This is a genomic window from Microbulbifer halophilus (assembly GCF_026183675.1).
GTDB classification, from domain to species: domain Bacteria; phylum Pseudomonadota; class Gammaproteobacteria; order Pseudomonadales; family Cellvibrionaceae; genus Microbulbifer; species Microbulbifer halophilus.
Genome location: NZ_JAPIVK010000020.1, coordinates 59,343 through 72,451 on the forward strand (window position 1 = coordinate 59,343; position 13,109 = coordinate 72,451).

Sequence of the window (13,109 nt, forward strand, 5' to 3'; positions counted from 1 at the left end):
ACAATCCGCTAGTGGTTCATGCGGTAAATTCGATGACGCTAGCTCACAGCCACAGGTTCCAGGGCAAGGCGAAAAAGCGCAGGACTAGCAGCGCTAATTCAAGCTTTTTCAACGCAGCACTGGGGCCCGGGGCGAAGAGATAGTGTTACTGAATCTACCGCATGGACCACTAGGGGCATTGCCCCTTTTCGTAGAACCCCTCGGAAGTCTCCTTTACGTAGGTGTAGGTGCCCGACAAGCTGCCGAGACCATCGTCGCCGCCCGTGGTGTAGTAGCCGCTCTGGTAGTAGGCCCGGCCCCGATTCTCGTGCCAACCATTGGTGTCGTACCAGTCCCGGCAGGAAAAAGCGTCGTCACCGCTGCGGCATTCGCCCGGTTGTGCGGTGAACCACTCACCGGGTTTACCCTCGTACAGGGTGACGTCGGACCAGGTGTCAAAGTAATAGCCGATGCGCTCTTCGTCGCCAGTGGCCAGTGCGTAGAGATCGTAGTCACCGCCCTTGAGCGCGCGGCCTTTGTCGATATGGGTGCTCGGTGCGGAGGTGACCTCGGCGCAGGTTGTATCCGACGCATTCGGATCTATCACAATGACCGTACGTGTGGCACTGGCCACGTTGCCCGCTGAATCTTCGGCGGTATAGGTACAGTAGTATTCGCCGGCCACGGAAGTGTCCACATCGCAGTTCGCCGTCACCGCCAGGCTGCCGTCTTCGGGATCGGTGGCGCTGGCCCCCGGATCGGTAAAGGTCTCATTCAGATTCAGCGTGATGGGGTTATCGCCGTTCAGGGCGATGGTCGGCTTGCCGTCGTCGACCGGCCCGCCGCTGCCGTCCCGGGCGTGGCGGCTGAAGAAATCCCACAGCAGATCCGGATAACCCGGCCCGGTGCGGCGATTGTAGTCTGCCTCCTGGCCGCGCTCGCCGGCGACCCAGTAGTGGCCGTAGTCGTTGTCGCCGGTCGAGGCCGTCTCCAGCGGCCCGTCGAAGAAGACCGTCTCCACTACCGAGCGGCTGCCCGGCGCACCGTCAACCGTGTAGTACGCGTGCCGGCAGCCGTAGCTCTCCTGGTAATCATACTCGCAGGCGACGTCATCCGCCTCGGTACCGCCGAATACGCGCAGGTGGGCATCGCGCAGGTTGCGCCCGGCGGGCTGCTGCACCACACAATCCACGTTGTTCATCATCACCAGCAGGGGGATGGCGTAGCCGTCGTCCAGTTCCCGCTCCATGTCGCTGGCGGAAGTCGCGACCGATTCCATGGTGGGGGAGCCGTAGCAACCGGATAGAGACACGGCGCTGGAGGTCTCGCCATAGGCCAGGCCCGCGGCCGGCGCGACCGCCGCCCAGTACTCGTTGTGCGTGATGGCCGCCACCGCGGTCATGGCGCCGCCCGATGAAAAGCCGGTGATGTAGCGGCGCTGGGAATCAATGGCGAAGTCTGCCTCCACCTCCAGCGCGATCTGGTGCAGGTCTTCCGGCTCGCCGCTGCCCTCGTGGGTATGCTGGTCGAACCAGAAGCCCCAGCAGTTTTCACTGCGCATGCCGTCGTAGCTGGTGATGAAGGGCATGACCAGGATAAAACCGTAATCGTCGGCCGCCTCCTTCAGGCCCCAGTTGTTGTACACATCCAGGTGGTCCTGCACACAACCGTGCAGGGCCATGACCATCGGCGCCGGGGATGGCGCGCTGTCGGGAACATAAACCCGGTACTGCCGGTCCCGGGAGCCGGCGTAGCTTTTCGCAACCATGGTCTCGTCGTAAACGGTGCCGGCCGCGGCGTGTGCGCCCAGGGTAGCCAATACAAAGCACACAGCGGTGCCGAGCAGTCGTGTCAGTCTGGCAGACAGGTTCCTCTGCCCGCCGGCGGGGTTTATTGTTTTCATGGTTTCTCTCTTCGCTCTCGATCTGGATTCGCTTTTACGCGGTCTCTCGTTATTCTCCGCATACTGTGGAAGACTGCCCGCAATTCGAACATTCAACGGCTTCCAGCCATCGACTGTATGCCTGTCCGGGATGGCTGTCCCTCATCCATTGGTATGAATGAGGGCTGTCAGGAAATGAAGAAACGGTGGGTGGGCTAACTCCGGGGCCAGCCCTTTCGTCTCGAGGGCTATCCGGAAGGGGGGCCGAGGGGACGCTGCCTGCGCACCGACAGCGCGGGCGTATACCTCGCGGTGGCGGTGCGCACGGCGCACCCTACGGGGGAACCGATTCGAGCGGGAACATCAGCCGAAATCCTGCCGCTTCATCCACGGCATAATCCGCTCGAACACCCGCTCAACATTCTCGATCGAGGTAACGTAGTACCGTAGGTGCGCCGTGCGCACCGATAGCGGATAGGCTCATGCGAGCGGGAAAAATCAGCCGAAATCCTGCCGCTCCATCCACGGAATAATCCGTTCAAACGCCCGCTCGATATTCTCGATCGAAGTCGCGTAACTGAAGCGCAGTGCGTTACGACAGGACTCGCCGAAGGTGTCGCCGGCGATGGTGCAGACGCCGGTTTCGCGCAGCATGCGCAGGGCTACGTTGTTGCCGTTGACGCCCTCCGGTAGGGAGGGGAATAAATAGAAGGCGCCCTCGGGCATGTAGCCCTCTAGGTGCGGCGTCTGTTCGACGAGCTGTACCAGGCGGTTGCGACGTTTTTTGTAGTTTTCCTGGATATCGTCGATAAAGGCCCGCGGACCTTTCAGGGCAGCGACGCCAGCCCACTGGCAGGGGGTGTTGGCGACGGTGGTGGTGAACATATGGTAGCGGCGCAGTTTCTTGATGGCGCCCTGGCTGGCAATCAGCCAGCCGATACGCATGCCGGCCATGCTGAAGGTTTTGGAGAAGCTGCTGATGATCATCACGTGGTCGAGATCGGAGCAACAGGAGAGCACGCTGGCGTAGTCGCGGTTGTCGTAAACCAGGTGATCGTAGACCTCGTCGCTGATCACATAGATGCCGCGGTAGGCGGCCTCCTGGACGATGGTCTCCACCGTTTCCCGCGGATAGACGGTACCGGTGGGATTGCTGGGCGAATTCAGGATGATCGCGTGGGTGTTGCTGTCGATCGCGTCGATCACTTCCTGGGGATCCAGCTGGTGATTGTTTTCCACCCGCGTGGGCACATAGCGCACCTCGCCGCCGTGCATGCGGATCAGCGGCGCGTAGAGCATGAAGGACGGATCGGCGACGATGAATTCCCGCCCCGGTGCGGATACTGCGCTGAGTGCCAGGTAGATGGCCTCGGTGGCACCGGTGGTAACGAGAATATTTTCCGGCGAGATGGTGCGCCCATAGCGCTCGCCATTGTATTCGGCCAGGGCATCGAGCAGCTCCGGCAGTCCGGCGTCCATGGTGTAGCCGGTCTGGCCCGCCTGCAACGCGTCCACGCCGGCCTGGATGACATGGGGTGGTGCCGGCGCGTCCGGCTGGCCGATGGACAGGTGAATCACGTCGTCCATGGTCGCAGCCAGGTTCACCATCTTGCGGATGCCGGGTACCGGTATCGTTAACAGCGCCGGGTTCCAGACCGGATCCTCGGACTCGTAGAAATCGAAATCCAGGCGACTCACACTTTTTCCCCTTCAGTGGCGTTGGCATAGAAGAGTTCCGGGCGCCTGTCGGTCAGCGGCGCAGCCAGTTGGTAGGCCTGGCCGGCGCGCAGCACCGTGGCGTCGTCGAAGCGCTTGCCCACCAGGTGCAGGCCGATGGGCAGGCCGTCGGACGAGAAGCCACAGGGGACCGTCAGCGCCGGTTGGCCCGTCATGTTGAACGGATAGGTAAACGGCGTCCACGACGGCCAGCGGGTGCTGGGCCAGTCTTCCGGCACCTCGCGACCGGCCTTGAAGGCGGTAATCGGCAGTGTCGGCGTCAGCAGCAGATCGTATTTGCGGTGGAAATTCGCCATGCGCTCGCAAAGTGCCGTGCGCTCGTTGACCGCGGCCAGGTAGTCCAGCATCGTCAGTTGGGAGGCCTTTTCCGATACCGCCACCAACTGCGGATCCATCAACGAACGCTGGCGCCTGCTGAGGTTGCGCAGCGCATTGGCGGCGCCGCCGTAAAAGAGGTGGCCGAAGGCGGCCAGAGGGTCGTCAAAGCCCGGCGCCACTTCGGTGATCTCGGCTCCCAGGCTCTGCAGCAGATGCGCAGCCTCGCGCACGCTCTCCTCCACCTCGCGCTCCACATTCACGTAGCCGAGGGTGGCGCTGTAGGCGATGCGCATGCCCTTGAGCAGTTCGCCCGGCTCGCCGGCGATGGCTTCGAGGTAGTCGATGTTGCGCCGCGGAATTGCGTTGGTGTCGCGGTGGTCCGCCTCGCTCAACACATTCATCATCAGCGCGCAGTCGGCCACCGTCCAGGTCATTGGGCCGGCGTGGGCCAGGGTGCCGAAAGGGCTCGCCGGCCAGTGCGGCACCTCGCCGAAGCTGGGTTTCAGGCCCACATGGCCACAGAAACTCGCGGGAATGCGGATGGAACCACCGGCATCGGTGCCCAGGGCCAGCGGGCCCATGCCCAGCGGTACCGATGCGGCGCTGCCACCGCTGGAGCCGCCAGCGGTCTTTTCCGGGTTCCAGGGATTACAGGTGACACCGTCGATCGGGTTGTCGGTGACTCCCTTCCAGCCGAATTCCGGTGTGGTGGTTTTGCCCAGGGGGATGTAGCCGTTGCGGTTCAGCGCCGCGACACAGGGTGCTTCCTTGCCCATGGTGGATTGCGGCACGGTGGTCCGGGATCCCTTGAGGGTGGGCCACATGGGTGTGAGGAAGACATCCTTGATCGCTACCGGTACGCCGTCGAGCTGTCCGCGGGGCTCGCCGTTGGCGTAACGCTGTTCGGACTCGCGCGCGAAAGCCATGGTGGTGTCTCTATCCACCAGGCAATAGGCATTGACGGCCGGATTGCAGCGCTCTACCTGTTTCAGCAGGGCTTCGGTGACTTCAACCGGAGAAAATGACTTGTCTTTATACCCTTGTAACAGCTCCACGGCTGTCATGCTGACAAAATCATTCATCGGCAATTCCTCTTCTTCTTCCGTTTATGCACCTATCCTAGTACGCGACGGCGCCAGACCCGCCGCATTGCCGTGGATTGTCGCGCCCCAATTTCTCGCCGGGACCATGGTCGCAGCGGGAAAGCGGCCTGCCCCTTCGACCTGTAACGGACGTTCCATTTTGCGAAACCCGCTTCAGGATTCAGACAGCTTCGGGGTGATAACCTGCAGCCGATAAAGCCGCGAACGGGGGCAAGCTGTGATCGATACCTACAAGAAAATAGCAGTGGCTGGGCTGGTTTTGCTGGTCGGTGGCTGCGCCAGCATGAGTGAAGAGGAATGTCTGGTGGCCGACTGGCACGCCCTCGGCTATGAAGACGGCGCCGCCGGGCAGCCGGTGGCCCAACTGGGCGAGCGCCGCCAGGCCTGTGCCGAATACGGTGTGCGCCCGGATACCGGCGCCTACCGCGCCGGCCGCAGTGAGGGGCTGCGGCTCTACTGCACCGATCAGCGCGGCTTCCGCCTCGGCCGTTCGGGGCGGACCTACAACGGTGTCTGCCCGGCGGACCTGGAGCCGCCGTTCCTGCACGCCTACGAGGCGGGGCGGGAGATCTACCGGGCCCGGGCGGCGGTAAACGAGGTTTCCCGGGCCATCCGCAACCGCGCGCGGGAGCGGGAACACCTGCTCGACGATATCACCGACATGAGCGCGCGGCTGGTCAGTGATGAGGCGACCAGGGACGAACGCGTCGAACTGCTGGCCGATATCGCGCGGCTGAAGGATAGACACAGCGAGCTGGGTATGGAGATCGAGGACCTGGAGTACGAGCTGTCGATGCGGGAGGTGGAATATCGGGAGGTGCGGCGGCACTCGCCGTACCAATAAAGAAGCCCCGGCTCGAGGTGATTCCGGCATGGGGCTGTAGAAATCACCGTGCCCCTCACTGCCCTCTCCCCCAACCCCTCTCCCGGCGGGAAAGGGGAGCTTGCTGTCGGGCTCAAGTGCCGCGCATCCGCGCCGCGAACCTTTGTAGTGCCGGGTCGCTGTTGGGGTTCACAGCGTTCACTCCTCGCGGTCCGCCGGGTGGTTGATACCCTCACTGACGGGGGTCTCGCCGAGTTCAAACGGGTTGACGCCCTCGAGACAGGCGACGTTGAAGCCGTATTCATCCGGGTTGGAACGGCGCCGGTGATGGGTATAGATACCGCAGTTGCCGCAGAAGTAGTGCTCCGCTGTCATGGTGTTGAACTGATAGCGCTTCAGATGCTCCTCGCCACGCACTATGCGCAACCCGGACAGCGGCACCGAAGCGGCGACGGCGCCGCGGCGCCGGCACAGGGAACAGTCGCAGCGGCTCGGTTCGACAATGCCCTGCGGCAGTTCCAGTTCGTATCCTACCGCGCCGCAGTGGCAGGACGCGCGGTGGATGGGCTGTATTGCCGTATCGCCGACTCTTTTTATCATCCGGATCACCTCCTTTTAATCAGGGGCAATGTCGACATAGGAACCTGCCTGCAGGCCCCTACGGGTTCAGCGGCTCCGGCATGGGCACCTTGAGTTTGTCCGCCCAGGGTTGCAGGTCCTGCATGATGGTCGGGTACAGCTCCACACCCTCGCGCAGTTGCCGCTGGCGCGCGGACCAGGCGCGCTGGCCCGGTACCCGCAGGCGGGAATCGCCGCTGTCGCTGCGGCCGCTCTCCCAGAGATCGCACAGAGCCACCGTCTGGCGCAGGAAATCGCCGCGGGAGCCGAACGCCTGGGGGTCTATGAGTTGCAGGAAGACCGAGTTGGCCTCATCGTCGTCTTTTGCCGACTTGTCGCCGCGGCCGTAACCACCCAGGGCCATGGACAGCACTTCCAGCATGGCGGAGAGCGCCGCACCCTTGTAGCCGTGATCGGCGCCACCCACCGGCAGTATGCTGCCGCCCTCCTCGAACGCGGCCGGGTCGTCGGAGAGATTGCCGTCGCTATCTTTCAGGCACTGCGTCGGCAGTTTCCTGCCTTCGCGCCTGGCCCTGGAGACGTAGCCGCCGGCAGTGACGGACATGCTGATATCGAACAGCAGCGGGTAGTCGCCGGCGGGCGCGGCGAACGCCAGTGGATTGGCGGAGAACAGCGGATCCCGGCCGCCCTGCGGGGACACGGTGTTCTCCGCCGGTGTGGAACAGGTCAGGATCGCCACATAGCCGGCCTCCACGATCTGCGGCAGATAGGCGGCGAGGCAGGCGATATGCTGGCTGCGACGGATAGTGGCGGTGACCAGGCCGTGTTCCGGCAACCTCTCCAGCGCCTGATCGATGGCCCGGGTCAAAACCCAGGGGCCGGGCAGGAAGTCGGCATCCCAGTTGAAACAGTTGCCGCGGTCCGCGATCACCTCCGGCTCGCCGTCGCGGCGGGACTCGCCGCTGGCCAGCCAGTCCAGGTTGCTGCCCACCCGGTTCATACCGTGGGTGGTGAACCCCATCAGGTCCGCCTGCAGGAACACCCCGGCCAGCACATCGGCCCGCTCCGCCGCCAGGCCGGCGCGCTGGAACAGGGTACTGGCGAATTCTTTCAACTGCGCCGCATCGTAACGCTTGGACATTGTTTCTCCCGCTGGTCTCTGTCGATTCCGCCGTTTGCGCGACCACGGGTCTCGTGGGCCGTGCGCAACGTTCTGTAACAGTTCGCTGCGCCAAAACGCCCAGCTCTGCGTTGAGAAAGCTCGAAATAGAACCACTATTCCAGCGCTTTCTCGCCTTGATCTGGACGTTTTGGCTGTGCTCCTTTGTTACGCAACTTTACGCACGACCCACTAGCCGCTACGCGCTCGCACAGCTATTCGCGCACCTTGCCGCGCAGCGACTTGATCCGCCCGCGCTGCGTTTTCTGCTTCAGGCGCCGTTCCTTCGAGCCCCTGGTCGGCTTGGTGGGAATGCGCTTCTTGCGCCGCCGGGTGGCGGTCTGCAGCAGCGCGCGCAGGCGCTCCAGTGCATCCTCGCGATTCTTCTCCCGGGTGCGGAAACGCTGCGCCTTGATCACCACCACACCGTCGGCGCTGATGCGCTGGTCACCCCGCTGTAGCAGGCGCTGCTTGATCTCCTCCGGCAGCGAGGACGCGCGAATATCGAATCGCAGGTGGATCGCACTGGACACCTTGTTGACATTCTGGCCGCCGGCACCCTGGGCGCGCACCGCGCTCATGTCGATTTCCGCCAGTGGAACCGCCAACCTGTTAGATATTTTCAGCATTAATAGCCAACTTAATATTTGTCAACTGCCTATACAATAGCGTTGACTATGCTAAACGCGATAGGCGCTGAATTTAACCTGTCGCCAAACTCGCAGAACTGAGTGGACTCCGCGCTATGAACTCCGAGCCCAGCAATCATAAGGGGCATTTCAATCCCCCGGTATTCTATATCTCGACCGGGATCCTGCTTCTGCTGGTGGCCTACGCGGTCATCCTCCCCGAACACGCGACAGAATTCTTCAAAGCGCTACAGAGCGGTATCGTCACCAATATGAGCTGGTACTACGTACTGGTGGTAGCGGTCATCCTGGTCAGTGTGGTGTTTATCGGTGTGTCCCGCTTCGGCGAGATCAAGCTGGGGCCGGAACACGCCGAACCCGACTACAGCTACGGCTCCTGGTTCGCGATGCTGTTTTCCGCCGGTATGGGGATCGGCCTGCTGTTCTTCGGCGTCGCCGAGCCGGTCATGCACTACCTGGACCCGCCGGTGGGCGAGACCGGCACCGCGGAGGCGGCGCAGGAGGCGATGGTGCTCACCTTCTTCCACTGGGGGCTGCACGCCTGGGCCATCTATGCGATTGTGGCGGTCATTCTGGCCTATTTCAGTTACCGCCACAAACTGCCACTGACACTGCGCTCGGCGCTCTATCCGATGATCGGCGAGCGTATCTACGGCCCCATCGGCGACGCCGTGGATATTTTTGCCATTGTCGGCACCGTCTGCGGGGTGGCGACGACACTGGGCTTCGGGGTACTGCAGATCAACTCGGGCCTCAATCACCTGTTCGGTGTGCCCGTCGGCGATGTGACACAGGTGATCCTGATCGTCGTCACCACAGTGCTCGCCACCATCTCGGTGGTCATGGGCCTGGACGTGGGGATCAAGCGGCTCTCGCAACTGAACATGGGCCTGGCCGCACTGCTGCTGGTCATGGTGATGGCGCTGGGCAGCACCGTCTACCTGCTGCAGGCTTTCGTGCAGAATTTCGGCAACTATCTGTCTGTACTGGTCAACAAGACCTTCAACCTCTACGCCTACGAGCCCACCGACTGGCTGGGTGGCTGGACCATTTTCTACTGGGGCTGGTGGATGTCCTGGTCGCCGTTTGTGGGGCTGTTTATCGCTCGCATTTCCCGCGGCCGCACCATTCGCGAGTTTATCGTCGGTGCCATGCTGGTGCCCGCCGCCGTCACCCTGCTGTGGATGACTTTTTTCGGCAACTCCGCCATTCACATGATTCTGGACCAGGGGCTGACGTCGCTCGGCGACGTGGTGAGCAACGACGAGTCACTGGCGCTGTTCCAGTTCCTGGAGCAGTTTCCCTTCTCCAACGTCTTCTCGTTTATCGCCGTGGTCATGGTCATCGTGTTTTTTGTCACCTCGGCGGACTCCGGGGCCATGGTGGTCAATATGCTGGCCTCCCACGGGCGAGACGACACTCCCCTGTGGCAGCGCGTATTCTGGTGCGGCCTGATCGGCGTGGTGGCCATCTCGCTACTGCTGGCCGGCGGCCTGGCCTCGCTGCAGACGGCGGCCATCGCCAGCGCCCTGCCCTTCTCGGCCATACTGCTCACCGCCATCTACGGCCTGATATCGGCGCTGCGCACCGATACCGCCAAGCGGATCTCCCAGTCGGCACCGGTCGCGCCGATCACCACACGCAACCCGGTGGGCTGGCAGCGGCGGCTCAGGAACCTGATCCAGCTACCGTCGCTGGAAGAGGTAAAGGAGTATATCCGCGATGTGGGCGAACCGGCCCTGAAAGAGTTTGCCGCAGAGCTGGAGAAAAGTGACTACACCACCGAGATCACGCACGGTGAAAACAGCTACGTATACCTGACCGTGTTCCAGGGGGAGGAAGTGGACTTCTTCTACGGCCTCCACCCCAAGGCACACCTGAAACCCAGTGCAGTGGTCCCCGAATATACGGCTTTCTCCGAACAGAAGCTCGACGACACCACCGACGATGGTAGTGAGGAGAAGTATTTCCGCGCAGAAGTACACCTGTACGAGGGCGGCCAAGACTACGATGTGATGGGCTGGACCAAGGATCAGCTGCTCGCGGATATCCTCTCCCAGTACGAACGTCACCTGCAGTTTCTGCATACGCTCCGGTAACACCGGCACCAGTGCTCGGCGGGCACCGACGGCTATTTCAACTACGCTGTGAAGAACAGCGTTTACTGCCGGTCCGATGACCGGCCTGCCGATCCCGCACGCCGAGCTCCCTATGAAACTGCGCACGACAGACGAAGGCAAAGCCAAACTCGACCCGCCGGTTTTCTATACCTCCACCGCCCTGCTGCTTCTGCTCGTTGCCTACGCGGTCTTCCTTCCCGAGGATGCAACCCTGCGCTTCCAGAAGCTGCAGGATGTAATCGTCGACAATCTGGGCTGGTACTATGTACTGATCGTCGCGATACTGCTGGTCACGGTAGTGGCGATCAGCGTATCGCGGCTCGGCGATATCAAACTCGGTCCGGACCACGAGAAACCTGTGTACAGCTACGGCTCCTGGATCGCCATGCTGTTTTCCGCCGGTATCGGTATCGGCCTGCTGTTTTTCGGTGTGGCGGAGCCGGTAATGCACTACCTCACCCCGCCGGACGCGGACCCCGGCACCGCGGACGCCGCCCGCTCGGCCATGGTGTTGAGCATCTTTCACTGGGGTTTCCACGTCTGGGCGATCTTCTCGGGGGTGGCACTGATCCTGGGATACTTCAGTTACCGCCACAACCTGCCGCTGACCCTGCGCTCCGCACTCTACCCGCTGATCGGCGAGCGTATTCACGGCCCCATCGGCCACGCCGTGGATATATTTGCGATTGTCAGCACCGTCTGCGGTGTCGCCACGACCCTCGGTTTTGGCGTACTGCAGATGAATGCCGGCCTGAACCATCTGTTCGGCATTCCCGTCGGCAGCGGTATGCAGGTGATTCTGATCGCCGTCACCACCGCACTGGCCACCGTTTCCGTAATGGTGGGACTGGACGCAGGCATAAAGCGGCTGTCGCAGCTGAATATGGCGCTGGCAGCGATACTGGCCCTGGCGGTCCTGGTGTTCGGCAGCACCGTATTCCTGTTCCAGGCATTCGTGGAGAATATTGGCAACTACCTTTCTGTGCTGGTCAACCGCACCTTCAATCTGTACGCCTATGCGCCCACCAACTGGCTCGGCGGCTGGACCATATTCTACTGGGGCTGGTGCATGAGCTGGTCCCCCTTCGTGGGGTTGTTTATCGCACGCATTTCCCGCGGGCGCACCATCCGCGAATTCACCATCGGCACCCTGATGATGCCGACGCTGATCACCATCGCCTGGTTCACCATATTCGGCAGCTCGGCCCTCCACATGATCCGCGACCAGGGCCTGCAGTCGCTGGCGGATATCATCGAGCGGGACAGAACCGTGGCCCTGTTCCAGTTCCTGGAGCAATTTCCCTTCTCCGAGGCGCTGTCACTGGTGGCCATCACATTGGTGATCGTCTTTTTCGTGACCTCGGCGGACTCGGGCGCACTGGTTATGAATATGCTCTCCTCCCACGGCCGCGACGACACCCCCATGTGGCAGCGCATCTTCTGGGCCGCACTCATCGGCATAGTCGCCATTGCCCTGCTGCTGGCCGGCGGTCTCGCCTCGCTACAGACTGCGGCTATCACCAGCGCGCTGCCGTTTTCAATCATTCTGTTGGTGGCACTCTACGGGCTGATCAAGGCCCTGCGCGCCGACAGTGTCAAACGGGATACTCTGGGTGCGCCGGTGGCACCGGTCAGTGTGCGCAATCCGGTTTCCTGGGAACGCCGCCTCAGGAACCTGGTGCAGCTGCCATCACTGGAGGAAGTACACGAATATATCCGGGACACCGGACTGCCCGCCATGCGCGATTTCGCCGTGCAGATGGAGAGAAACGGCTTCGAGGCCAAGGTGGTTGAAGGCGAGAACTCAATGGTGCACCTGGAGGTATACCAGGGCGAAGAGGTGGATTTTCTCTACAGCCTTCACCCCAAGGCCCACCTGAGGCCCAACGCCAGCAATCCGGATGCAGAGCTGGACGACACCTACGACGACGGTTCGCCGGACAAATACTTCCGCGCGGAAGTACACCTGAGCGAGGGTGGCCAGGATTACGACGTGATGGGCTGGACCCGGGATCAACTGCTTACCGATATCCTCTCGCAGTACGAACGGCATTTGCAGTTTCTGCACAGTCTTCGCTGACAAGATCCGCGCGACCCGGCAGAATAGCATTTTGCATAGAAGGATCTGCCATGGCCCTGCTACAGACTTCGCGACTGACCCTGCGGGAGCTCAGCGAAGACGACGCTCCACTGTTGTCGGCGGTGCTGAACGACCCCGATTTCATACGCAATGTCGGCGACCGCGGTGTGCGCACCGATGAGGACGCCCGCCGCTATATCATCGACGGCCCCATGGCCATGTACCAGACGCACAATTTCGGTATGTACAAGGTGGAGCTGGCGGACGGCACTGCTATCGGCCTCTGTGGACTGGTCAAGCGCGACGGCCTCGATGATGTGGATATCGGCTTCGCCTTTCTGCCGGACTATCGCAAGCAGGGTTATGCACAGGAGGCGGCCGAGGCGGTGATGGAGTACGGCCGCGATGTGATCGGCCTGGAGCGTATCATCGCCATCGCCCACCCCGACAACGAGTCTTCCATTCGCCTGCTGGAAAAACTCGGCCTGCAGGTTGAGCGCACCATCAAGCTGCCCAGGGAAGACGAAGAGCTGGTCCTGATGGCCTGGAACGCGGGGGATTAACATCGCCCGCAGGATGGGCAAAGTGAAGCGTGTCCATCAGGACAGCGCAAGATGGGCACGTCGCCGCGCTCCTTTGCCCATCCTACTGTAGGAGCCTGCTTGCAGGCGAAAAGCGG

General features: G+C 62.2%; 10 protein-coding genes. 4 read left to right on the forward strand and 6 right to left on the reverse strand.

The genetic code is table 11. The annotated features are described in order from the left end of the window. Positions 1–169: 169 nt before the first annotated feature. The 3 genes from OQE62_RS11870 to OQE62_RS11880 all read right to left on the reverse strand — a co-directional run bounded on the left by OQE62_RS11870 (position 170) and on the right by OQE62_RS11880 (position 4,998). Positions 170–1,882 carry an extracellular catalytic domain type 1 short-chain-length polyhydroxyalkanoate depolymerase gene (locus OQE62_RS11870; RefSeq protein WP_265722255.1) on the reverse strand — a complete coding sequence of 571 codons (1,713 nt, stop codon included), beginning with the start codon at positions 1,880–1,882 and terminating at the stop codon, positions 170–172. 477 nt (positions 1,883–2,359) lie between these two features. Continuing rightward, positions 2,360–3,559 (reverse strand): pyridoxal phosphate-dependent aminotransferase, encoded by a 1,200-nt coding sequence (locus tag OQE62_RS11875; RefSeq protein WP_265722256.1) that lies wholly within the window; start codon positions 3,557–3,559, stop codon positions 2,360–2,362. Next, positions 3,556–4,998 (reverse strand): amidase, encoded by a 1,443-nt coding sequence (locus OQE62_RS11880; RefSeq protein ID WP_265722257.1) that lies wholly within the window; start codon positions 4,996–4,998, stop codon positions 3,556–3,558. Before OQE62_RS11880 ends, OQE62_RS11875 begins: the two co-directional genes overlap by 4 nt. Positions 4,999–5,263: 265 nt before the next feature. On the opposite strand from OQE62_RS11880, the gene OQE62_RS11885 reads away from it, so the two are divergent. Then, the gene (locus OQE62_RS11885) at positions 5,264–5,863 is read left to right on the forward strand and encodes a DUF2799 domain-containing protein (protein ID WP_265722258.1); all 600 of its coding nucleotides are present in this window, start codon (positions 5,264–5,266) and stop codon (positions 5,861–5,863) included. Positions 5,864–6,040: 177 nt separating this feature from the next. Here OQE62_RS11885 and OQE62_RS11890 read toward each other — a convergent pair whose 3' ends face one another. The 3 genes from OQE62_RS11890 to arfB all read right to left on the reverse strand — a co-directional run bounded on the left by OQE62_RS11890 (position 6,041) and on the right by arfB (position 8,209). Beyond that, positions 6,041–6,442 (reverse strand): GFA family protein, encoded by a 402-nt coding sequence (locus OQE62_RS11890; protein WP_265722259.1) that lies wholly within the window; start codon positions 6,440–6,442, stop codon positions 6,041–6,043. Positions 6,443–6,500: 58 nt separating this feature from the next. Next, complete coding sequence (locus OQE62_RS11895; RefSeq protein WP_265722260.1) at positions 6,501–7,562, reverse strand: Ldh family oxidoreductase; 1,062 nt, start codon at positions 7,560–7,562, stop codon at positions 6,501–6,503. A gap of 233 nt (positions 7,563–7,795) precedes the next feature. Next, a complete protein-coding gene (gene arfB, locus OQE62_RS11900) occupies positions 7,796–8,209 on the reverse strand; it encodes an alternative ribosome rescue aminoacyl-tRNA hydrolase ArfB (RefSeq protein ID WP_265722261.1) in 414 nt (137 codons plus the stop codon). Positions 8,210–8,325: 116 nt separating this feature from the next. On the opposite strand from arfB, the gene OQE62_RS11905 reads away from it, so the two are divergent. The 3 genes from OQE62_RS11905 to OQE62_RS11915 all read left to right on the forward strand — a co-directional run bounded on the left by OQE62_RS11905 (position 8,326) and on the right by OQE62_RS11915 (position 12,993). Continuing rightward, positions 8,326–10,329 carry a BCCT family transporter gene (locus OQE62_RS11905; protein ID WP_265722262.1) on the forward strand — a complete coding sequence of 668 codons (2,004 nt, stop codon included), beginning with the start codon at positions 8,326–8,328 and terminating at the stop codon, positions 10,327–10,329. A 112-nt stretch (positions 10,330–10,441) separates the two neighbouring features. After that, positions 10,442–12,430, forward strand: a complete 1,989-nt coding sequence (locus tag OQE62_RS11910; RefSeq protein ID WP_265722263.1) for a BCCT family transporter — start codon at positions 10,442–10,444, stop codon at positions 12,428–12,430. A 50-nt stretch (positions 12,431–12,480) separates the two neighbouring features. Continuing rightward, a complete protein-coding gene (locus OQE62_RS11915) occupies positions 12,481–12,993 on the forward strand; it encodes a GNAT family N-acetyltransferase (RefSeq protein WP_265722264.1) in 513 nt (170 codons plus the stop codon). Positions 12,994–13,109: the final 116 nt, after the last annotated feature.